Source organism: Vibrio rarus (genome assembly GCF_024347075.1).
Classification (GTDB): domain Bacteria; phylum Pseudomonadota; class Gammaproteobacteria; order Enterobacterales; family Vibrionaceae; genus Vibrio; species Vibrio rarus.
Map to the genome: position 1 here is coordinate 525,461 of NZ_AP024900.1, position 22,001 is coordinate 547,461.

Below are 22,001 nucleotides of genomic sequence, written 5' to 3' on the forward strand. Positions count from 1 at the left end.
TTAGGTATTAGCCTTTTTTGTTGCTTAATACCTGTGGATAGAGTTGCTTGAATATGAAATATGGATATTTCTCAGTCTTTGCTGTTGGCATGCTAACCTTACCTAATATCGCTTTCTCTAGCCTTATTGATACCGATAAATACTTATCTGACATTTATTCAACGGCGTTAGTGCTTACGGATAGTGAGTTGGTGAGTTTCGGTTTTGGTAATTTTGATCCTAACCAAGTTTTTGGCACCAATAACCCTGATTTTGGGGGAAAAGATGCCATTGATACACGCCGTCGAATCGCTGTGACCTCATTACCCATTTCATTTCAGTTTTCCAATGACAATAGTGCTTGGCTACAACGGCTGAAACTTAGAGCCGCATATATGGAGTTAAGACGAGATATTAATTACGATCTGATTACCTCACCAGATGGCACTCAGTGGCAAACGGATGAAAATAAAGATCAAGTGTTAGCGGGTTATGCTGAGTACTCTGTCGGTTATCAAGTCTCGGAAGGGTGGCAGTTCTTTGTGGGATCGGGTCTGCATCTTATGCACTACAGCAACCAATTTACCGCCAATAGCCCAGCAAAGGATTATCTTGATCAGCAAGGCATTGCCTCAGTGATTAATGGATCTTCCAATACATGGATGATAGAGCCTCAGTTGGATTTTATTTATACCAAAGATATTGGGCCGGGTGAGCTCAAGTTTAATAGTGAATATCATTACTTTTGGGGGCGTAGCTTTTCTGGAAGTATCGATACGTCCGGTGCCACTCCTAGTGGGTGGCGGGTAATGAATGGCCTGCAATACAAATATCATCTGAAGCCGTGGGGGAGTCGCAAGCAAGATGTACTGTTTAGAGCACGACGGGTGGATGTAGGAGGGGATCTTAGAGATCCTCTTGATACGACTCACTATGGTGAGTACAGCATAGGGTGGCTACTTGACACTAGTGACTATTCTGCTCTGTTTTATAATGTTGGTATTGGCGTCAGTATTAACTACGGTAGCTCTTTAAAAGGTGGTGCCTTGGTACTGTTTTATAATGAATAGAGAGTATTGGCTTTGGGCAATAAAAAACCGGCTACTAAAAAAAGTAGCCGGTTTTTTGCTATTAATGAGCGGCTTATTATGCGGTTAAGGCAATAATAGTTCCAGGCATTACAACGAAGACTGCGATGAGGTATCCAGCAACAACCCCTTTATTTTTGATCGCCATGCTAGAAATCCAATCTGCGCCTTTAAGGGGTAACTCTCTTAGGAATGGAATACCAAAGATAAATACTGTGGCGGCTATATTAAACAGTAAGTGCACTAGGGCAATTTGCAAAGCAAAAGCGGCAAACTCACCGGATACGGCTGTTGCTGCTAGCAGTGCGGTAATACAAGTACCTATGTTAGCTCCTAGTGTAAATGGGTAGACATCGCGTACTTTCAGCACACCAGAGCCCACTAGAGGCACCATTAAGCTCGTTGTGGTAGATGATGATTGCACAAGGATAGTAACAATAGATCCTGAGAAGATACCGTGTAGAGGACCACGACCAATGGCATTTTTTAAGATGTCACGAGCACGACCCACCATCAGTTTTTTCATGAGTTTACCCATGATGGTGATAGAGATAATAATGGTCGCAATACCCAAAATAATCATAGTTACACCAGCAATGATAGGACCAAAGGCGGTTAATGGCTCTTGAACCACACTAATAAGAGGCTTAGTGAGAGGTTTAATAAAGTTAAAGCCACCCATATTTAGGTCACCAGTGCCCATTAGAGGCGCAACTAGCCACGCAGAGAGCTTACCAAAGATACCGAACATCATTTCTAATGGCAGGAAGATAAGTACTGCAAGCAAATTAAAGAAGTCATGCACAGTGGCGCTGGCAAAAGCGCGTTTGAACTCTTCTTTGCAGCGTAGGTGTCCAAGGCTTACTAGTGTATTGGTGACAGTAGTACCAATGTTGGCACCCATTACCATAGGGATTGCAATGCCAACCGGTAGGCCACCGGCAACAAGACCCACAATAATCGAAGTCACTGTACTTGATGACTGAATAAGTGCTGTTGCTACAAGACCTATCATCAAACCTGCAACAGGATGTGAGGCGAAATCAAATAGTGTCTTAGCATGTTCGCCAGAAGCCATTTTAAAGCCACCGCCAACCATAGAAACAGATACTAGAAGTAGGTACAGCATGAAAGCCAAGTTAGCCCAACGTAACCAGCTAGATTTTCCTGCTGTTAGTGCTGAAACTGAGGATGCTTGGTTGTTCATTTGTTATCTCCGCGCCTTATGCAGGCTTTTAATCAACTATTTGCGAGTTTAGATAACTTATATTTCAGTTATATTACAGTTCGATAAAAAAAAGCCTTTTTATTACCGAATAAAAGCAATCGTTTACGTAAGAACTTTTTGTTTATAACTTGTTGTTTTTAAAGGTTTTATTTTGGTTCTGTTTCTTGGGTTTACTCTGTAATACAAGATGATAGTAGGTGTTTAGTGGGCAAAATTACAATTTTTATATGACAAAAATGTCATCTTCCTTTAACTTTGTTTCGGTATTATCGAAATTTAACGTGCTTTACCTTTAATTTTGCAACCCATTAAGCTGGAGTGTACATGTCGCACCTGAATTACAATCACCTTTATTACTTTTGGATGGTCTGCAAGCAGGGTTCCCTGACTAAAGCCGCTGATGCTTTGTTTTTGACACCCCAAACAGTGACCGGACAAATAAAAGCATTGGAGCAAAGGTTAAACGGTAAATTAACTAAACGTAATGGTCGCAGTATTGAGCCTACAGAGCTTGGGCAATTGGTATTTAAATACGCCGATAGGATGTATGACCTGAGTTATGAGATGCTTGATATTGTGAATTACAGCCAACGAGCAAACTTATTATTTGAAGTTGGAGTTGCTGATGCCTTATCAAAAAGTTTAGTTAGCCAGATTTTATCAACCACAGTACCTTCTGATGGCAACATTCATTTAAGGTGTTATGAGTCCACTCATGAATTACTCCTAGAGCAACTATCGCAACATAAATTAGACATGATCCTTTCTGACTGCCCCATTGATTCCTCACAGAATGCGGGTCTCTATAGTAAAAAGCTGGGTGAGTGCAGTATGAGCTTTTGTTCTGCTACTTATATTGATGAAAAAGAATTCTTACCCAACTTAGAAAAATACAGGCTATTAATCCCAGGTTCTAGAACCTCAATGGGCAGAAAAGTCACCGAGTGGTGTGATAGGCAAGGATATCAACCTACTATTCTTGGCGAATTTGATGATTTTGCGCTCATGAAAGCATTTGCAGAAACTCATCCAGAGACCGTATTTGTTGCCCCTACTCGTTATCCATACAAATACAATGCCACGGGGGAGTTTTACCGTATAGCAGAAATTGAAGCATTAAAAGAAGAGTACTATGTTATTTTCGCAGAGCGTATGATCCAACATCCTGCGGTGAAAAGTGTGTGTGATGCTGATTTTTCTAATATATTTCATTAATTTAGCTAAACTGCACTTTTACTTTATGAGCCTCGTCTGTAGGCTTGGTGACCAATCAAAATTAAATATTATTGAAACGCTATGAATTTACAAGCAATGAAGAGCAACTCACCAAAGGCTGTTTCTCTATTAAAGGCTATGGCCAATGAAAGGCGACTTTTTATTTTATGTATGTTGCGTGATAGGGAGTTGTCAGTGGGGGAGCTTTGCCAACAGTTGGAGCTTAGCCAGTCTGCATTATCACAGCATTTAGCTTGGTTAAGGCGTGATGGGTTAGTGTCTACTCGTAAAGAGGCTCAGACCGTGTTTTATTCGTTAAGTAGTGATGAGGTTAAAAGAGTGATTCATTTACTGCATGACATGTATTGCGCTAGCGAATCATAATAATAGACATCTTACTACTATGGTATAAAAAGGAAGCATTTCGATAGATACAAAAAAACCGGCGTTAGCCGGTTTTTTACCTGAATCTCAGTTCTAATTAAAGAGCTTTGATTGCAGCAGAGAAGCGTGCTTTATGACGTGCAGCTTTATTCTTATGAATAAGGCCTTTAGTCGCTGCGCGATCTAGGATCGGTGTAACAGCTGCTAGTTCAGCAGTTGCCGCTTCTTTATCACCAGCTTCGATAGCTGCGATAGTTTTTTTCATGTAAGTGCGCATCATAGAACGACGACTAGCATTATGCTGACGACGTTTCTCAGCTTGGATAGCGCGCTTCTTAGCAGATTTACTGTTTGCCAAGGGTCTAACTCCCAAAACTTGTTCGGTAACAATATAAGGCCGTGGAGAATGCCTGTTTGATAACCGAAAGTCAATTGATTTGTGCGAAAACTCATCTAAAACAATGAAATTTTGTTTAGATAGGTTAACACGGTTAAGATGGCGTGGATTCTAACAGCATTTTGATACTAGATCTACACTCAAGCTAGTTTACTTCTCGTAAAGTGAGTATATCAATATGTTAAAGTCTCTTTCTGATAGGCTATGCCTTTGCTAAGTGTAACCTACAGATTATTGCAGATGATATTATTAAGGAATAAAAGTGAGTAAAGGCCTTCTCAAGTCTGGCGCTATTGTAAGTGCTATGACTTTAGTTTCTCGTGTTTTGGGATTAATTCGCGACGTCGTTGTTGCCAACCTAATGGGAGCGGGAGCAAGTGCTGATGTCTTTTTCTTTGCTAATAAAATTCCTAACTTCTTAAGGCGTCTATTTGCTGAGGGGGCATTCTCTCAAGCCTTTGTCCCTGTTCTTACCGAGTATCACTCAAAAGGTGATATGGATGAAACACGGCAATTAATTGCAAAAGTATCCGGTACGTTAGGTGTCATTGTTACCGTTGTGACCGTGTGCGGAGTACTTGGCTCTGGTGTAGTCACCGCGATTTTTGGTACGGGGTGGTTTTTAGATTGGCTAAATGGTGGGCCGTCGGCTGAAAAGTTTGAAATGGCCAGTTTGATGCTGAAAATCACCTTTCCTTACTTGTGGTTTATCACCTTTGTTGCGTTATCGGGGTCGGTACTTAACACTCTAGGCAAATTTGCGGTTTCCTCCTTTACCCCTGTATTTCTTAACGTAATGATCATTTTCGCTGCCGTAATGATCGCCCCTCGTCTTGCGAACCCTGAAATAGGCTTGGCCATCGGAGTTTTTCTGGGCGGAATGGTGCAGTTTTTCTTCCAAATTCCTTTTTTGATTAAAGAAGGGGTATTCGTTAGGCCTAAATGGGGTTGGCGCGATCCGGGTGTTGTGCGAATTCGTACCCTGATGATCCCAGCCTTATTTGGGGTTTCAGTCAGCCAAATTAACCTGTTGCTAGATACCTTTATTGCCAGTTTTTTACAGACGGGCTCCATCAGTTGGTTGTATTACTCCGATCGTTTACTTGAGTTCCCACTAGGTTTATTTGGTATTGCTATCGCAACAGTTATTTTACCTGCGTTATCACGTAAGCATGTAGACGCTCAAAGTCAGGGGTTTGCGGCGACGATGGATTGGGGGATCCGCATGGTATTATTGCTGGGTCTGCCCGCTATGCTGGGTTTGATTGTATTGGCAAAACCTATGCTGATGGTGCTATTTATGCGTGGTGAGTTTGGGGTACATGAAGTGCTTCAGTCATCTTACTCCTTAATCGCTTATGCCTCTGGTTTACTTAACTTTATGTTAATCAAGGTATTAGCCCCAGGGTATTACTCTCGACAAGACACTAAAACCCCTGTGCGTTATGGCATTATCGCTATGACCTCAAACATGCTGTTTAACATCATTTTTGCTTGGCACTATGGTTATGTGGGATTAGCGATGGCAACGGCGTTATCCGCCTTTTTCAATATGGCGCTGTTATATCGTGGTTTACATAAAGCGCAAGTTTATCGTTTAACAGGGCAAACGGTAAGTTATATCGTCCGTGTCGCTCTGTCTGGTGGAGCAATGGTACTGGCTATTTCATACGTATTAAAACCATTGGATGCTTGGCTTGCCATGTCATTACATCAACGGATTTTTGAATTGATTACAATGATAGGTGTGGGCGCTCTTGCTTATTTGGTGGTGGCATTATTGCTAGGCATTCGTCTTAAGCACTTGAAAGCCAGTGTTTAATTAAAAGCAAAACCAATCATCACTTTTCGTTGCTAGCATCTATAGGAGTTTTCAGTATATAATTCGTCAGTTTAGGGCTTTTAGGTCCTGTAGCTGAGAAGGTTAGGTTTTAACACGTAACATGCATCTTATCCGAGGTAGCCATAATATACGTCCTGAACATCAGGGCTGTATCTTAACCATAGGTAACTTTGACGGTGTCCATCTTGGGCATCAAAGAGTTTTAAAGCAGGTTAAGCAAAAAGCTGAGATTCTAGGTCTACCCGCAGTGGTCATGACTTTCGAGCCTCAGCCGTTAGAACTGTTTTTACAAGACAATGCTCCGGCTCGTCTTACACGCTTGCGCGATAAATACGTGCAATTAAGTAAGCTGGATTTGGAGCGCCTTCTGTGCGTGAATTTTAGTAAACGTTTTGCTGAACTACTACCAGAGCAATTTATAAAAGAGCTGTTGGTGGAAAAACTTGGCGTTAGGTTTCTGGTTGTTGGTGACGACTTCCGTTTTGGACGCAAACGTCAAGGTGACTTTTCTATGCTACAAAAAGCTGGGAAAGAGTATGGATTTGAGGTTGTGAGTACGGCCAGTTTCTGCCTAAATACAGAAAGAGTGAGCAGTACAGCAATTCGTCAAGCTCTAGGTAATGATGAATTACAACAGGCCAAATCCATGCTAGGGCGACATTACAGCATTAGTGGCCGTGTGTCCCATGGTAGAAAGTTAGGGAGAACCATAGGTTTTCCAACCGCTAATATTCCGCTAAAGCGAACAGTATCACCCGTCTCTGGAGTGTATGTTGTCGAAGCCAACATAGACGGCCATATGGTTGGCGGGGTTGCCAATGTTGGGCAAAGACCAACAGTAAACGGTGTACGGCAGCAACTTGAAGTGCACTTTTTTAATATAGAAAAAGACCTGTATGGCAAACAACTAGAAGTTTGCTTATTAGAGAAGTTGCGTGAAGAGGTAAAGTTTCCTTCCTTCGACGCACTTAAAACACAAATCGAATTAGATGCTGAAGCAGCTCGGGTGTGGTTGCTGCAGCACAGGTGAGAGTGGCCTCAATAATGCAAGCGAAACAACGGTTTTTGCTTGTGATTATTTGAATGGTCACTCCCCATTAATGTCTAACTTCGCCCAATATTACGGAAATAAGAATCGATGACTGATTATAAAGATACCCTGAACCTTCCTGAAACAGGGTTTCCAATGCGTGGTAATCTGGCGAATCGTGAACCAGAAATGCTTAAGCGTTGGTATAAAGAAGATCTTTACGGTGCTATCCGTGAAGCTAAAAAAGGTAATAAGCCTTTTGTTTTGCATGATGGCCCTCCATACGCAAACGGTGACATTCATATTGGTCACGCGCTAAATAAGATTCTTAAAGACATTATTATTAAATCAAAAACACTATCTGGATACGATGCTCCTTACATTCCAGGTTGGGATTGTCATGGTCTTCCTATCGAATTGATGGTTGAGAAGAAAAAAGGCAAGCCAGGTCATAAGATCTCTGCTGCTGAATTCCGTGAGGAATGCCGTAAGTACGCGGCCACTCAAGTAGAAGGCCAAAAAGAGAGCTTTAAGCGCCTTGGCATCATGGGTGAGTGGGATAAACCATACCGCACTATGGATTTTGCTACAGAGGCGAATATCATCCGCGCTCTAGGCAAAATTGCGGATAACGGCCACTTACTTAAAGGGTTTAAACCTGTTCACTGGTGTACAGACTGTGGTAGTGCTCTAGCGGAAGCGGAAGTCGAATATAAAGATAAAGTATCGCCATCAATTGATGTGAAATTTAAAGCTGCAGATGAATCTGCCGTGCTAAGTAAATTTACTCTAGCTGATGGTCATGCGGGTGAAGGTGATGTTTTTGTCGTTATTTGGACAACAACACCTTGGACACTACCTGCAAACCGCGCCGTATGTATGCGTGATGATCTAGAGTATGTGTTGGTTCAAGTTGAAGGAGAGCATCCTCAACGTTTGATCTTAGCCGCTGATCTTGCTAAAGAGACGATGGAACGTGTTGGCGTTGATAACTTCCGTAATCTTGGTTTTGCTAAAGGTTCTGATTTAGAACTGCTTAATTTCCAACACCCATTCTACGACTTTACTGTTCCTGTGGTTCTAGGTGATCACGTTACTACTGATTCAGGTACTGGTATCGTTCATACTGCTCCTGGGCATGGTCAAGAAGACTTTGTGGTTGGTAAACAATACGATTTAGAAGTGGCTAACCCAGTTGGCTCTAACGGTGTGTATCTACCGGATACCGAATTGTTTGCAGGCCAGCACGTATTTAAAGCCAATGATTCAGTATTAGACGTATTGAAAGAAAAAGGTGCGTTATTGCATCATCACGCTTTTGAACACAGTTACCCACATTGCTGGCGTCATAAAACACCAATCATCTTCCGTGCTACGCCACAATGGTTTATCTCTATGGACCAAGCAGGTCTACGAGCTAACTCATTAGAAGCGATCAAAGGTGTGCAGTGGATGCCGGAGTGGGGTCAAAGCCGTATCGAAGGTATGGTTGAAGGTCGCCCTGAGTGGTGTATCTCTCGTCAACGTACTTGGGGTGTGCCAATTACCCTGTTTGTACATAAAGAGACAGCAGAGCTTCACCCTGATACTCAACAACTGATTGAAAAAGTAGCTAAATTAGTTGAAGAAAAAGGCATTCAAGCTTGGTGGGACATCGATCCAGTTGAACTATTGGGTGAACAAGATGCCGCTAACTACGAAAAAACACTCGACACATTAGATGTGTGGTTTGATTCTGGTGTGACTCACTACTCTGTAGTTGATTCTCGTGAAGAGTACAACGGTGCCAGTGCCGATCTATACCTAGAAGGTTCAGATCAGCATCGTGGTTGGTTCCAGTCTTCTTTAGTTTCAGCTGTTGCAATGAAAGGCGAAGCGCCTTACAAGCAAGTATTAACACATGGTTTTGTGGTTGATGGCGATGGCCGAAAAATGTCGAAATCTATCGGTAACGTTGTGGCACCAAAAGATGTCACTAACCGACTAGGTGCTGATATTTTACGTCTTTGGGTATCGTCAACAGATTATACCGGTGAAGTAGCCGTATCGGATGAAATTCTGAAACGTAGCGCAGACGCTTATCGTCGTATTCGTAACACTGCCCGTTTCTTCCTTGCTAACCTCAATGGCTTTAATCCTGCAACGGATATAGTGCCAGCAGAAGAAATGGTCGCACTGGATCGCTGGGCTGTAGGTCGAGCACAAGCAGCACAACAAGAGATTGTTCAAGCGTATGAAGATTACAATACGCATGCAGTAACTCAGCGTTTGATGCAGTTCTGTTCTATTGAAATGGGTTCTTTCTACTTAGATGTAATTAAAGATCGCCAATACACAGCAAAACAGGGCAGCCATGCTCAACGCAGTTGTCAAACCGCTCTTTACTACATCGTAGAAGCTTTGGTTCGTTGGATGGCGCCTATCATGTCATTTACTGCCGATGAAATTTGGAATCAAATGCCAGGGGAGCGCGATAAGTTTGTCTTTACTGGTGAGTGGTTCGAAGGGCTATTTGGTCTTGCAGAAGACGAAGCACTAAACAATGCTTTCTGGGATGATGTGCAGCAGGTTAGAGCCTCAGTAAACAAACTTCTAGAAGAAGCGCGTAAAGAAAAACTGATCGGTGGTGCATTACAAGCAGAAGTAACACTTTATGCTGATGATGCTCTTGCTGAAAAACTGCATAAACTTGGTGATGAATTACGTTTTGTATTACTGACATCTCGTGCGGATGTTGCGCCACTAGCAGACAAACCTGCAACGGCTCAACAAACTGAGGTTGAAGGGCTATTTGTACAAGTAAGTGCAACAGAGCTAGCAAAATGTGACCGTTGCTGGCACCACACAGCCGATGTAGGCACAGTGGAAGGACACGAAACAATTTGTGTACGCTGTGTTTCTAACATCGATGGTGAAGGCGAGGTTCGTCAGTTTGCCTAATAACAGCATATTTAAACAGACAGGGTTACGTTGGCTATGGCTGGCGGCTCTAGTGTTTGTTAGTGATATAGCGATCAAACTGGTTGTGATGAACAGCATGGAATATGGATGGGCAAACCGTATAGAGGTGACGTCTTTCTTTAACTTGCTTTATGTACACAACCATGGCGCAGCATTTAGCTTTCTTGGTGACCAATCAGGTTGGCAACGATGGCTATTTGCTGGGATTGCTATTATCGTCTGTGGGGTGTTAGCCCTATGGATGCGTAAGCTACCAAATACTGCAAAATGGAATAATATTGCTTACTCACTGATTATTGGTGGGGCTCTAGGTAATGTTTTTGACCGTATAATCCATGGCTTTGTTGTCGATTATCTTGATTTCTTTGTTGGGAATTACCACTGGCCAGCCTTTAACTTAGCGGATACCGCTATTTGTATTGGTGCTGGTATGATCATTCTTGATAGTTTTATAAAAGATAAGTCGAGCTCAGCTAAATCAATAAATAAGCAGTAATAGTGAAATAAGTGCTCGATAAGTGAGCACTTAGTGGCGGTGATGAAAGTTTTACTTGTCACCGCTACAAGGTTTCGCTAGTATTGCGTCCGCCCTATAAAGGGCGCGCTAGCTTTGTTGTAATCTAATTTATATTACGATTATGACGCGCTGGCTCAACAATTTGGAACATAGGTGGAAAGATGTTTGAAACTCTACTTGTGATTTACCTGTTGGCTGCGCTTGGTGTAATTGGCCTGGTTCTGATTCAACAAGGTAAAGGCGCAGATATGGGAGCCTCATTCGGTTCAGGTGCATCAAATACAGTATTTGGCTCTGGCGGCTCTGGTAGCTTTTTAACCCGATTGACTGCAGTTTTTGCATTGATTTTTATCGTGGTTTGTTTGGTGATTGGTCATATGTCTGCACATAAGACTGATTCTCAGTGGGTTGATCCTACAGCGGGTCAAACCATTCAGAAAACAGACAACGTAGCAGCGGAAGTTCCAGCCCAGAAGGGTGAAGAAATTCCTGAGTAAGTTTAAAGACTTATTTGCCGAGATGGTGAAATTGGTAGACACGCTAGCATGAGGTGCTAGTGCCTTTGGTGTGAGGGTTCGAGTCCCTCTCTCGGCACCATATATTATTTTAGAAGTTAATCTATTAAACATAACTATGTTTGATAGTCGGACGCGGGGTGGAGCAGCTTGGTAGCTCGTCGGGCTCATAACCCGAAGGTCGTCGGTTCAAATCCGGCCCCCGCAACCAATTTAATAACTATGAATGGTAAATACTCGATTCATAACAGTTTATTAGGCTGTCGATATTCATCTGGCCTCAATAAATTGAGTTATTAAGTTTGAATTTCTAAATATCATAACTAAATTATTTAGTTATGAGCTAAGCTTCTTTTAGCTTAGTGATATCAGGGTCCAGCAGCATAAAACCCCGACACTATCGGGGTTTTTTGTTATCTGCAGTTTATCGCTGTAGGTGTGTGCTTGGTAAATGAAATGGGCTTTATGCCCTTTTTTTGTTTCTGGAGTAGTTGAACAATGACTGGTTTAGAAAGACAACTAACGGAAATGCTTGAAGCGCCAGTAGAGGCAGCAGGCTATGAATTAGTTGGACTTGAGTTTATTCGCGCAGGCGAATATTCGACATTACGCATTTATATCGATAGCGAAAACGGTATTAATGTTGACGATTGTGCTGAAGTAAGCCATCAGGTGAGCGCAGTAATGGATGTAGAAGATCCAATTTCTGTTGCTTATAGCCTTGAAGTGTCTTCACCAGGACTTGAACGACCACTTTTTAAAGCCGCACACTATGAGCAGTTTGTGGGCCATGAGGTCAACATTGTATTGAAGATGGGTGTTGGTAATCGCCGTAAGTGGAAAGGCATTATTAAAGGTATCGATGGTGAGTTAGTCACCATTGAAACTGACAACGAAGAGAATGAGTTTGCTCTAAGCAACATCTCAAAAGCCAACCTGATCCCTAAGTTTTAAGTCTATTTTAAGAGGCTATTAGAATGAATAAAGAAATCTTAGCTGTAGTTGAAGCGGTTTCAAATGAGAAAGCAGTTCCTCGTGAGCGTATATTTGAAGCACTTGAAATCGCATTAGCGACGGCGACCAAAAAGAAGTACGAAATCGAAATCGAAGTACGTGTTGAAATTGATCGTAAAAGCGGTAACTTTGAAACACTTCGCCGTTGGCAAGTAGTAGAAGAAGTTGAAAACCCAACTCTTGAAATCTCTTTTGAAGCAGCCAAATACGATGATGAAAATATCGAACTTGGTGGTTACATTGAAGATGATATTGAGTCAGTTAAATTTGACCGCATCACCACTCAAACGGCTAAACAAGTTATCGTACAAAAAGTACGTGAAGCTGAGCGTGAGCAAATCGTTGAGCAATTTATTGATAACGAAGGTGAGCTAATCACCGGTGTTGTTAAGAAAGTAAATCGTGAAACAGTGGTTTTAGATCTTGGTAACAACGCTGAAGCTGTTATCCTGCGTGATGATCAACTTCCTCGTGAGAACTTCCGTCCGGGTGACCGTGTACGTGGTCTTCTTTATTCTGTTCGCCCAGAAGCTCGTGGCTTCCAGTTATTCATTACTCGCTCTAAGCCTGAAATGCTAACGGAACTATTCCGCATCGAAGTGCCAGAAATTGCAGAAGAGATTATTGAGCTTAAAGCCGCTGCTCGTGATCCTGGTTCTCGTGCGAAAATCGCAGTGAAAACAAATGATCGTCGTATCGACCCTGTAGGTGCATGTGTGGGTATGCGTGGTGCACGCGTACAAGCTGTATCTGGAGAGTTGGGCAACGAACGTATCGATATCATCCTTTGGGACGATAACCCAGCACAATTTGTTATCAACGCAATGGCTCCAGCCGATGTGGCATCTATCATCGTTGATGAAGATACACACTCAATGGACATCGCTGTAGAAGCTGATAACCTAGCACAAGCAATTGGCCGTAGCGGTCAAAACGTACGTCTAGCATCACAACTGACTGGTTGGGAGCTAAACGTAATGACTGTAGAAGATCTACAGAAAAAACACGAAGCAGAATCTACAGAAGCTATTGAAAGCTTCATGAAGCATTTAGATCTTGAACAAGATTTCGCAGAAATGTTGGTAGAAGAAGGTTTCTCAACTCTTGAAGAAGTGGCATACGTGCCAATGAACGAGTTGCTAGAAATTGATGGACTAGATGAAGACTTAGTCGAAGAACTACGTGGTCGAGCTAAAAATGCACTAACTACCCTTGCTCTAGTGCAAGAAGAGTCATTTGAAGGCCTACAACAGCCAGCAGAAGACCTATTAGCCCTAGAAATTTTAGAGCGCGAAATGGCGTTCAAACTTGCAGCCAAAGGTATAGTGACCTTAGAAGATCTTGCCGACCAAGGCATTGATGATCTTGAAGGTATCGACGATTTAACAGAAGAACGTGCTGGTGAGTTAATCATGGCTGCGCGTAATATCTGTTGGTTTGGTGACGAAGAATAATCCGGCACGGAGGTAGTTGCATGACAAAACTTACAGTTAAAGCCCTAAGTGAAGAGATTGGTACGCCGGTTGATCGCTTAATTGAACAACTAGCAGATGCAGGTCTGAAAAAGAACTCTAGCGATAAAGTGACTGAAGAAGAAAAGCAATCACTATTGACGCATCTAAAAAAAGAACATGGTGATACGTCAGGCGAGTCTGAACCAACCCGTCTAACTTTACAACGTAAGAAACGTAGCACATTGAGTGTTGCAGCTGGCGGCGGAAAGAGTAAAGATGTAACCGTAGAAGTGCGTAAAAAGCGCACCTACGTGAAGCGTAGCTCTGTTGAAGAGCAAGCTCGTCTAGAAGCGGAAGAGAAAGCGCGTCTAGAAGCAGAAGCTGTAGCAAAACAGGAAGCTGAAGAAGCTGCAAAACGCGAAGCTGAAGAAAAAGCAGTGCGTGAAGCTGAAGCAAAAGCAAAACGTGCAGCAGAAGAAGCTGCAAAACGTGAAGCGGCCGCTAAAGCAAAAGCTGAATCAACAGAAGCTCCACAAATTGACTCAGAAGAGCGTAAAGTGAAAGATCAAGCAGCAAAAGACGCGGCTGACTTAAAACGTCGCCAAGAAGAAGAAGCCAAACGTAAAGCAGAACAAGAAGCGGAAAAACTTCTTGAAGATGCGCGTAAACTTGCAGAAGAAAACGCAGAGCGTTGGGCTAAAGAAGAACAAACTAAGAAGACAGAGACCACTGATTATCACGTCACAACTTCTACTTACGCTCGTGAAGCGGAAGACGCAGCCGACCGTCGTGCGGATGGTGGTGGTCGCAAGAAGAAGAAGAAAAAATCAGCGGATACCAATGCTAACTCAAATTCTCGCGGTGGTCGTAACCAACGCGGTCGTGGTCGCAAAGGCAAGCTAGCTAAACCAACTTCTATGCAACAAGGTTTCGATAAAACTGCAACAGTAGCAAAAGCAGATGTTGTAATTGGTGAAACGGTTGTTGTTTCTGAACTGGCAAACAAAATGTCAGTGAAAGCGACTGAAGTGATCAAGGTAATGATGAAGATGGGCGCTATGGCGACTATCAACCAAGTTATCGACCAAGAAACAGCGGCATTAGTTGCTGAAGAAATGGGTCACAAAGTGGTTCTTCGTAAAGAGAATGAACTAGAGGAAGCGGTACTATCTGACCGTGACAGCTCTCTTGAAGCTGTGCCTCGTGCTCCAGTTGTTACTATCATGGGTCACGTTGACCACGGTAAAACATCGACTCTTGATTACATTCGTAAAGCGCACGTTGCTGACGCTGAAGCGGGTGGTATTACACAGCATATCGGTGCTTACCATGTTGAAACTGACAATGGCATGATCACCTTCCTTGATACTCCTGGACACGCCGCGTTTACCGCAATGCGTGCTCGTGGTGCTCAAGCGACAGATATCGTTGTTCTTGTTGTTGCCGCTGATGATGGCGTGATGCCACAAACAATTGAAGCTATCCAGCACGCGAAAGCGGCGGGCGTACCTCTAATTGTTGCTGTGAACAAGATTGATAAAGAGGGTGCAAACCCAGACAACGTTAAGAATGAGCTTGCTCAATACGATGTTATCCCTGAAGAGTGGGGCGGTGAGAACATGTTTGTTCACATCTCTGCGAAACAAGGTACTAACATTGATTCTTTGCTAGAAACTATTCTCCTACAATCTGAAGTACTTGAACTTACAGCAGTAAGCGAAGGCATGGCTTCAGGTGTGGTTGTTGAATCTCGTCTAGATAAAGGACGTGGTCCTGTTGCTACTGTACTTGTTCAGTCAGGTACTCTGCATAAAGGTGATATCCTTCTTTGTGGTCAAGAATACGGCCGTGTTCGTGCAATGCGCGACGAAAACGGTAATGAAATCGTTGAAGCGGGTCCATCTATTCCTGTTGAAATCATTGGCCTGTCTGGTGTTCCAGCGTCTGGTGACGAAGCAACAGTAGTACGTGATGAGCGTAAAGCTCGTGAAGTTGCGAACTACCGTCAAGGTAAATTCCGTGAAGTGAAACTTGCACGTCAACAGAAATCTAAACTTGAGAACATGTTCTCAAATATGACCGCTGGTGAAGTTGCAGAGCTTAACGTTGTACTTAAAGCTGACGTACAGGGTTCTGTAGAAGCTATTGGCGACTCACTACGTAAACTTTCTACTGAAGAAGTGAAAGTGAATATCGTAGGTTCAGGTGTTGGTGGTATCACTGAAACTGATGCGGTTCTAGCTGCAGCGTCTAATGCTATCATTCTTGGCTTTAACGTTCGTGCTGATGCCTCTGCACGTCGTACTGTTGAAAATGAAAACCTTGACCTACGTTACTACTCAATCATTTACCAATTGATTGACGAAGTGAAACTTGCGATGGGCGGTATGCTTGCTCCTGAATTCAAGCAAGAGATCATTGGTCTTGCTGAAGTACGTGACGTATTTAAGTCTCCAAAACTTGGCGCTATCGCTGGTTGTATGGTGACGGAAGGCGTTATCAAGCGTAACAACCCAATCCGTGTTCTTCGTGAAAACGTTGTAATCTACGAAGGTGAGCTAGAATCTCTACGCCGCTTTAAAGATGACGTACAAGAAGTTAAGAATGGCTACGAATGTGGTATCGGCGTTAAGAACTACAATGATGTTCGCGTTGGTGACCAAATCGAAGTATTCGAAATTGTTGAAGTTAAGCGTACTCTTGACTAATCAACACATTGACAAAAATTATCTGAATTCTAATGTTAGATAATTGGTTGTTGAATACACCATGGGGGGCTTATGCCCCTCATTATTTTTTCTAAAGTGAGAAAAACAATGTCAAAAGAATTTAGTCGCACACAGCGTGTGTCGCAACAACTGCAAAAAGAACTGGCGGTTATTTTACAGCGCGAAGTGCGTGATTCACGTATCGGAATGGTGACCATTTCTGATGTGGAAGTCTCTCGCGATCTTGCGGTTGCCAAAGTATTTGTTACCTTCTTCTGTGTGGGTGACCAAACGCCAGAGTCTAGCCTTGCTGCATTGAAAGAGCATGAAGTTGAAGTGCGCATGACGCTAGGTAAGCGCATCCGTCTTCGTCTAACACCTGAAGTTCGCTTTGTGTATGACAATACACTGGTTGAAGGTATGCGTATGTCTAACTTAGTAAGCGAAGTTGTGTCTAATGACCAACAGAAAAAAGCTGAGTCGGGTCGCGAGGACGAAGAGTAATGGCAAGACGTCGTAAAGGGCGTCCAGTCAATGGCATTATTCTGCTAGATAAGCCAACTGGAATCTCCTCTAATAGCGCACTACAAAGAGTTAAGCGTATCTATTTTGCTGAAAAAGCAGGTCATACTGGCGCTCTCGATCCTCTGGCAACGGGAATGCTTCCTGTTTGCTTAGGTGAGGCGACTAAGTTTTCTCAGTTTCTATTAGATTCTGACAAGCGCTACCGCACCATTGCCAAACTGGGTGAACGTACTAATACTTCGGACTCAGACGGTGACGTTGTTCAAACTCGCCCAGTATCTGTGACCAAGGAACAAGTATTAGAAGCCATCGCTTCTTTTCGTGGTACTACCGATCAAGTTCCTTCTATGTTTTCGGCGCTGAAGTATCAAGGCAAGCCTTTGTACGAATATGCTCGTGAGGGTATTGAAGTTCCTCGTGAATCTCGCAAAATCACCGTTTTTGAGATTGAGTTGATCCGTTTTGAAGGGGATGAAGTGGAGCTAGAAGTACACTGCTCCAAAGGGACTTACATTCGCACAATTGTCGATGATCTTGGTGAAATGCTAGGTTGTGGTGCACATGTGAGTTACCTTCGTCGTACTGGTGTGGCTAAATACCCCTATGAAAAAATGGTCACTTTAGAGCAACTTCAAGCATTGCTAGATAAAGCAACGGCTGAAGAGATCCCACCGAAAGAGTTGTTAGACGAACTTTTATTGCCAATGGATACCGCAGTAGAAGACTTACCTGAAGTGAACCTTATCCCAGAGTTAACGGATATGGTGCAACATGGTCAGCCAGTACAAGTCCTTGGCGCACCAAACCAAGGTATTGTGCGTATGACCTCTGGCGAAGAAAAAACCTTTATTGGTGTGGCTGAAATCGATAATGATGGGCGCATTGCCCCTAAGCGATTGGTCGTATTTAGAGAAGAAGCGGATAACCAATAGCTTTAATACCCTATATGGTATAACAACGACCTTATAATGATGAGCATACAAGTGTGACGCTTTACCGTTATTACTGTAGAGGATAGCGCTTGCTTTAGCTCAATCTTATCCGTATAATTCGCGCTTCGCGTAGCGGCTGAATCAGAGATTGGCGCTACAACTTTTAAACTTACTCTTATCAGGAGAGATACATGTCTCTGAATGCAGAAACTAAAGCAGCAATCGTTGCAGAATACGCACAAAGTGAAGGCGATACAGGTTCACCAGAAGTTCAAGTAGCACTACTTACTGCTTCTATCAACCACCTTCAAGGTCACTTTGCTAACCATAAGCACGATCACCACAGCCGTCGTGGTCTGCTACGTATGGTTTCAAGCCGTCGTAAGCTTCTAGACTACCTTAAAGGTAAAAATCTAGCTCGCTACCAAGACCTAATCAAACGTCTAGGCCTACGTCGCTAATTTAGCGACTGCGCTAAGCAGTTTGAATAAAAAGGAGCCTATGGCTCCTTTTTTTGTACCTGATAGTAGCACTTTCGTCATCTTTTGGATTATGTATTGTGTGCTATTTCTATACATGCTCTTTTAATAATGGCTATAAGTTCACCTGTTTTTAGGCTTACCCCAGCTTTTTCTTCTCTAGATTACAAAATCTAACTTAAGTAGTTTATACTACGCCTCGTTATTTGCGTTTTTTGCAAAATGACTATCGACTCAACAATATTACAGTCACAGATGTCGGCCACTAGGTCGCGACTATTACAAATGGATTATAAATATTTATACCCATCATACTAAGTAAGTGATCAGAAATAGCGCAGGAAAAATGCTCGAAAACAAGGCGAAATTTTTCGATAAGTAGTGATTCTACAATCTAAAAATTCGAATGCCGTTATCGAATGTTTTAACAAGCTAGAATGACCCGTTATTTAGTACGGTTGGTATTGGTTAGTCTATTTTTACTAGTCGCGATTGGTAATGTGTTGGGTTTTCACTAAATTTTTCTATGGCTTGATTGCTATGGGACAAGGAAACAAGAATGTTCGAAAAACCAGTTGTTAAGACTTTTCAATACGGTAACCACACCGTTACTCTAGAAACAGGCGTTATCGCACGTCAAGCTACTGCTGCTGTAATGGCTACAATGGACGATACTTCTGTATTCGTATCTGTTGTTGCTAAAAAAGAAGCGGTAGAAGGTCAAGATTTCTTCCCTCTTACAGTAAACTACCAAGAGCGTACTTACGCTGCAGGTAAAATCCCTGGTGGTTTCTTCAAGCGTGAAGGTCGTCCTTCAGAAGGCGAAACACTAACAGCTCGTCTTATTGACCGTCCAATTCGCCCTCTATTCCCAGAAGGCTTCAAAAATGAAGTTCAGGTTATCGCGACAGTAATGTCTGTTAACCCTGACGTACAACCAGATATGGTGACTATGCTGGCAACTTCTGCTGCATTGTCTATCTCTGGTGTACCATTTAACGGTCCTATTGGTGCTGCACGTGTTGGTCACATTGACGGCGAGCTAGTACTTAACCCATCAATGACTGAGCTTGCAACGTCTAAACTGGATCTTGTTGTATCTGGTACAGAAGGCGCGGTTCTTATGGTGGAATCTCAAGCTGAGACTCTAACTGAAGAAGAAATGCTAGCGGCAGTTGTTTTCGGTCACGATCAACAACAAGTGGCTATCCAAGCTATCAATGAGTTTGCTGCAGAAGTAGCAACGCCGTCTTGGAACTGGGAAGCACCTGCTGAAAACACTGAACTTGTAAATAAAATTGCTGCACTAGCAGAAGCACAAGTTGTTGAAGCTTACCAAATCACTGAAAAAATGGCGCGTTATGACCGTATCCATCAGATCGGTGATGAAGTGAAAGCAACGCTACTTGCTGAAGATGCTGAGCTGAATCCAAAAGAAATTCACACTATCTTCCATGATCTAGAGAAGACAGTAGTACGTCGTGGCATCATCGCGGGTAACCCTCGTATTGATGGTCGTGAAAAAGACATGGTTCGTGCACTCGATGTACGTACTGGCGTTCTTCCACGTACTCACGGTTCTGCTCTATTCACTCGTGGTGAAACTCAGGCTATCGTTACTGCGACTCTTGGTACTCAGCGTGATGCTCAAATCATTGATGAGCTAACAGGTGAGCGTAAAGATAACTTCCTACTTCACTACAACTTCCCTCCATACTGTGTAGGTGAAACGGGTTTTGTTGGTTCTCCTAAACGTCGTGAAATCGGCCACGGTAAACTGGCTAAACGTGGTATTGCTGCAGTAATGCCTTCTGTTGAAGATTTCCCATACACAGTACGTGTTGTATCTGAAATCACAGAATCTAACGGTTCTTCTTCAATGGCTTCTGTATGTGGTACTTCTCTTGCTCTTATGGATGCAGGTGTGCCAATCAAAGCGTCTGTTGCTGGTATTGCAATGGGTCTAGTGAAAGAAGGAGACGACTTTGTTGTTCTTTCTGACATCCTAGGCGATGAAGATCACCTTGGTGACATGGACTTTAAAGTAGCGGGTACTACTGAAGGTATCACTGCGCTACAGATGGATATCAAGATCGAAGGTATCACTAAAGAGATCATGCAAATTGCTCTTAACCAAGCGCAAGGTGCACGTAAGCACATCCTTTCTGTAATGGATGAAGCTATCTCTGGTGCTCGTGAAGAGATTTCTCAATTCGCTCCACGTATCCACCAAATGAAGATCAACACTGACAAAATCCGTGACGTTATCGGTAAAGGTGGTGCTGTAATTCGTGCTCTATGTGAAGAGACTGGTACGACTATCGAAATCGAAGACGACGGAACAGTGAAGATCGCTGCAACTTCTGGTGAGCAAGCTCAAGATGCTATCGACCGCATCAAAGCGCTAACAGCTGAAGTTGAAGTGGGTACTATCTACATGGGTAAAGTTGCTCGTCTAGCTGATTTTGGTGCCTTCGTAACGATTCTTCCTGGTAAAGATGGTCTAGTACACATCTCTCAAATCGCTGACAAGCGTGTTGAGAAGGTTTCTGACTACCTAACAGAAGGCCAAGAAGTTAAAGTTAAGGTTCTAGAAATCGACCGTCAAGGTCGTGTACGTCTAAGCATGAAAGAAGCGGTTGAAGCTCCTGCAGCAGATGATGCAGCACCAGCAGCTGAATAATATTGATTTTTAAGAAAAAATTGATGAATGTGTAAATAAAGAGGAGCTTTTTAGCTCCTCTTTTTCTATGCTAAAGGAATCAAGTTTGATTTCTATGGGCCACATGAGGGCAGTATTACGTGAAATGGTTTAGTGTGCTAATAGCTGGATTGGTACTGACAATGTCAGGTTGTGCTAGTATCGGTGGGAAAAATGAGCAATGGGCACTGCCAATCATGGCCGTTCCTCTGCAACCTTCCATTCAACAAGAAGTGCAAATTGCGCGTACTTCCCAGTTATTATTAAGAACGGATCTTAATGATGATGAAAGGGCAGAGCTGCATTTTCAACGAGGCATGTATTACGATAGCTTAGGTTTGCGTGAGTTAGCCCGCTACGACTTCAATCAGAGTTTATCTCTTAACCCTGCGCAGCCAGAAGTGTTTAACCTTTTGGGGGTGTATTTTACCCAGGTAGGCCAATTTGATGCCGCATATGAAGCGTTTGATTCCACGTTAGAGTTAGATCCTAATAATCAATATGCTGGGCGCAATAGATCGATTGCCTTGTACTACGGCGGTAGAACGGATTTAGCATTAGAAGACATGACCAATCATTACAACGATGATATTAGCGATCCTTTCCGTTCGTTATGGTTATATATTATTGAGACAAAAGCCAATAAAGCAGATGCGACCGCGCAATTAGAACAAAGTTATGCAAAAAGAGATGATAATTGGGGCTGGGTTTTGGTGGGTATGATGCTCGATAAGGTGTCTCAAAGTGATGCTTTTGCAGAAATTGCAAAAGGGGCTACGGATAACGTTATGTTGGCTCAGCGTCTCACTGAAGCGTACTTTTATCTAGCGAAACATTACCAAATGCAAGGTGACTATGCGACAGCGGTGAGCTTGTATAAAATTGCTTTAAGCTTCAATGTTTATGAATACGTTGAGCATAGATACGCTTTCTTAGAGTTAGGTCGTATTTTCTCAGCCGTCCGTGCAGAGCAAGCGCAACAGAATAATCAGCAAGACAATAGTGAACAATAAGCCCAATAAACCAGCAAA

The 22,001-nt window shown here is 42.9% G+C and carries 18 protein-coding genes and 2 tRNA genes; 18 read left to right on the forward strand and 2 right to left on the reverse strand.

Going from position 1 to position 22,001, the window contains the following annotated elements; translation table 11 throughout:
• The first annotated feature begins 53 nt into the window (after positions 1-53).
• Positions 54-1,049 carry a Solitary outer membrane autotransporter beta-barrel domain gene (locus OCU56_RS02485; RefSeq protein WP_261873999.1) on the forward strand — a complete coding sequence of 332 codons (996 nt, stop codon included), beginning with the start codon at positions 54-56 and terminating at the stop codon, positions 1,047-1,049.
• 76 nt (positions 1,050-1,125) lie between these two features.
• Here the strand turns inward: OCU56_RS02485 and OCU56_RS02490 are convergent, their stop codons facing one another.
• Positions 1,126-2,274 (reverse strand): Na/Pi symporter, encoded by a 1,149-nt coding sequence (locus OCU56_RS02490; protein WP_261874000.1) that lies wholly within the window; start codon positions 2,272-2,274, stop codon positions 1,126-1,128.
• A gap of 345 nt (positions 2,275-2,619) precedes the next feature.
• On the opposite strand from OCU56_RS02490, the gene nhaR reads away from it, so the two are divergent.
• Entirely contained in the window at positions 2,620-3,510 is an 891-nt protein-coding gene (gene nhaR, locus OCU56_RS02495; RefSeq protein ID WP_261874001.1) for a transcriptional activator NhaR, read from the forward strand.
• An 81-nt stretch (positions 3,511-3,591) separates the two neighbouring features.
• Entirely contained in the window at positions 3,592-3,894 is a 303-nt protein-coding gene (locus tag OCU56_RS02500; RefSeq protein ID WP_261874002.1) for an ArsR/SmtB family transcription factor, read from the forward strand.
• 97 nt (positions 3,895-3,991) lie between these two features.
• Here the strand turns inward: OCU56_RS02500 and rpsT are convergent, their stop codons facing one another.
• Positions 3,992-4,252 (reverse strand): 30S ribosomal protein S20, encoded by a 261-nt coding sequence (rpsT, locus tag OCU56_RS02505; protein ID WP_261874003.1) that lies wholly within the window; start codon positions 4,250-4,252, stop codon positions 3,992-3,994.
• Between the two features lie 301 nt (positions 4,253-4,553).
• Here rpsT and murJ point away from each other — a divergent pair, with 301 nt between their 5' ends.
• The 15 genes from murJ (at position 4,554) to nlpI (ending at position 21,983) form a co-directional block, all read left to right on the forward strand.
• Positions 4,554-6,113 (forward strand): murein biosynthesis integral membrane protein MurJ, encoded by a 1,560-nt coding sequence (gene murJ / locus OCU56_RS02510; protein WP_261874004.1) that lies wholly within the window; start codon positions 4,554-4,556, stop codon positions 6,111-6,113.
• Between the two features lie 121 nt (positions 6,114-6,234).
• Complete coding sequence (ribF, locus tag OCU56_RS02515) at positions 6,235-7,164, forward strand: bifunctional riboflavin kinase/FAD synthetase (RefSeq protein ID WP_261874005.1); 930 nt, start codon at positions 6,235-6,237, stop codon at positions 7,162-7,164.
• Between the two features lie 108 nt (positions 7,165-7,272).
• Complete coding sequence (gene ileS, locus OCU56_RS02520) at positions 7,273-10,104, forward strand: isoleucine--tRNA ligase (RefSeq protein WP_261874006.1); 2,832 nt, start codon at positions 7,273-7,275, stop codon at positions 10,102-10,104.
• Positions 10,097-10,621, forward strand: a complete 525-nt coding sequence (gene lspA / locus OCU56_RS02525) for a signal peptidase II (RefSeq protein WP_261874007.1) — start codon at positions 10,097-10,099, stop codon at positions 10,619-10,621. The genes ileS and lspA overlap by 8 nt, the downstream gene beginning before the upstream one ends.
• Before the next feature lie 182 nt (positions 10,622-10,803).
• Positions 10,804-11,139, forward strand: a complete 336-nt coding sequence (gene secG / locus OCU56_RS02530) for a preprotein translocase subunit SecG (RefSeq protein ID WP_261874008.1) — start codon at positions 10,804-10,806, stop codon at positions 11,137-11,139.
• Positions 11,140-11,155: 16 nt separating this feature from the next.
• Positions 11,156-11,239: transfer RNA gene (locus tag OCU56_RS02535), tRNA-Leu, on the forward strand.
• A gap of 52 nt (positions 11,240-11,291) precedes the next feature.
• Positions 11,292-11,368 (forward strand) — tRNA-Met (locus OCU56_RS02540).
• 287 nt (positions 11,369-11,655) lie between these two features.
• Positions 11,656-12,111: a ribosome maturation factor RimP gene (gene rimP, locus OCU56_RS02545; protein ID WP_261874009.1), complete on the forward strand. Its 456-nt coding sequence runs from the start codon at positions 11,656-11,658 to the stop codon at positions 12,109-12,111.
• A 23-nt stretch (positions 12,112-12,134) separates the two neighbouring features.
• Positions 12,135-13,625, forward strand: coding sequence for a transcription termination factor NusA (nusA, locus tag OCU56_RS02550; protein ID WP_261874010.1), 1,491 nt, complete (start codon positions 12,135-12,137; stop codon positions 13,623-13,625).
• 20 nt (positions 13,626-13,645) lie between these two features.
• Positions 13,646-16,333 (forward strand): translation initiation factor IF-2, encoded by a 2,688-nt coding sequence (gene infB / locus OCU56_RS02555; RefSeq protein ID WP_261874011.1) that lies wholly within the window; start codon positions 13,646-13,648, stop codon positions 16,331-16,333.
• 108 nt (positions 16,334-16,441) lie between these two features.
• Positions 16,442-16,837 (forward strand): 30S ribosome-binding factor RbfA, encoded by a 396-nt coding sequence (gene rbfA, locus OCU56_RS02560; protein WP_261874012.1) that lies wholly within the window; start codon positions 16,442-16,444, stop codon positions 16,835-16,837.
• On the forward strand, positions 16,837-17,790 hold the full coding sequence (truB, locus tag OCU56_RS02565) for a tRNA pseudouridine(55) synthase TruB (protein ID WP_261874013.1): 954 nt from the start codon (positions 16,837-16,839) through the stop codon (positions 17,788-17,790). The genes rbfA and truB overlap by 1 nt, the downstream gene beginning before the upstream one ends.
• Positions 17,791-17,981: 191 nt before the next feature.
• On the forward strand, positions 17,982-18,251 hold the full coding sequence (gene rpsO / locus OCU56_RS02570; RefSeq protein ID WP_005417682.1) for a 30S ribosomal protein S15: 270 nt from the start codon (positions 17,982-17,984) through the stop codon (positions 18,249-18,251).
• Positions 18,252-18,828: 577 nt separating this feature from the next.
• On the forward strand, positions 18,829-20,952 hold the full coding sequence (gene pnp, locus OCU56_RS02575; RefSeq protein WP_261874014.1) for a polyribonucleotide nucleotidyltransferase: 2,124 nt from the start codon (positions 18,829-18,831) through the stop codon (positions 20,950-20,952).
• 119 nt (positions 20,953-21,071) lie between these two features.
• Positions 21,072-21,983, forward strand: a complete 912-nt coding sequence (gene nlpI, locus OCU56_RS02580; RefSeq protein ID WP_261874015.1) for a lipoprotein NlpI — start codon at positions 21,072-21,074, stop codon at positions 21,981-21,983.
• Positions 21,984-22,001: the final 18 nt, after the last annotated feature.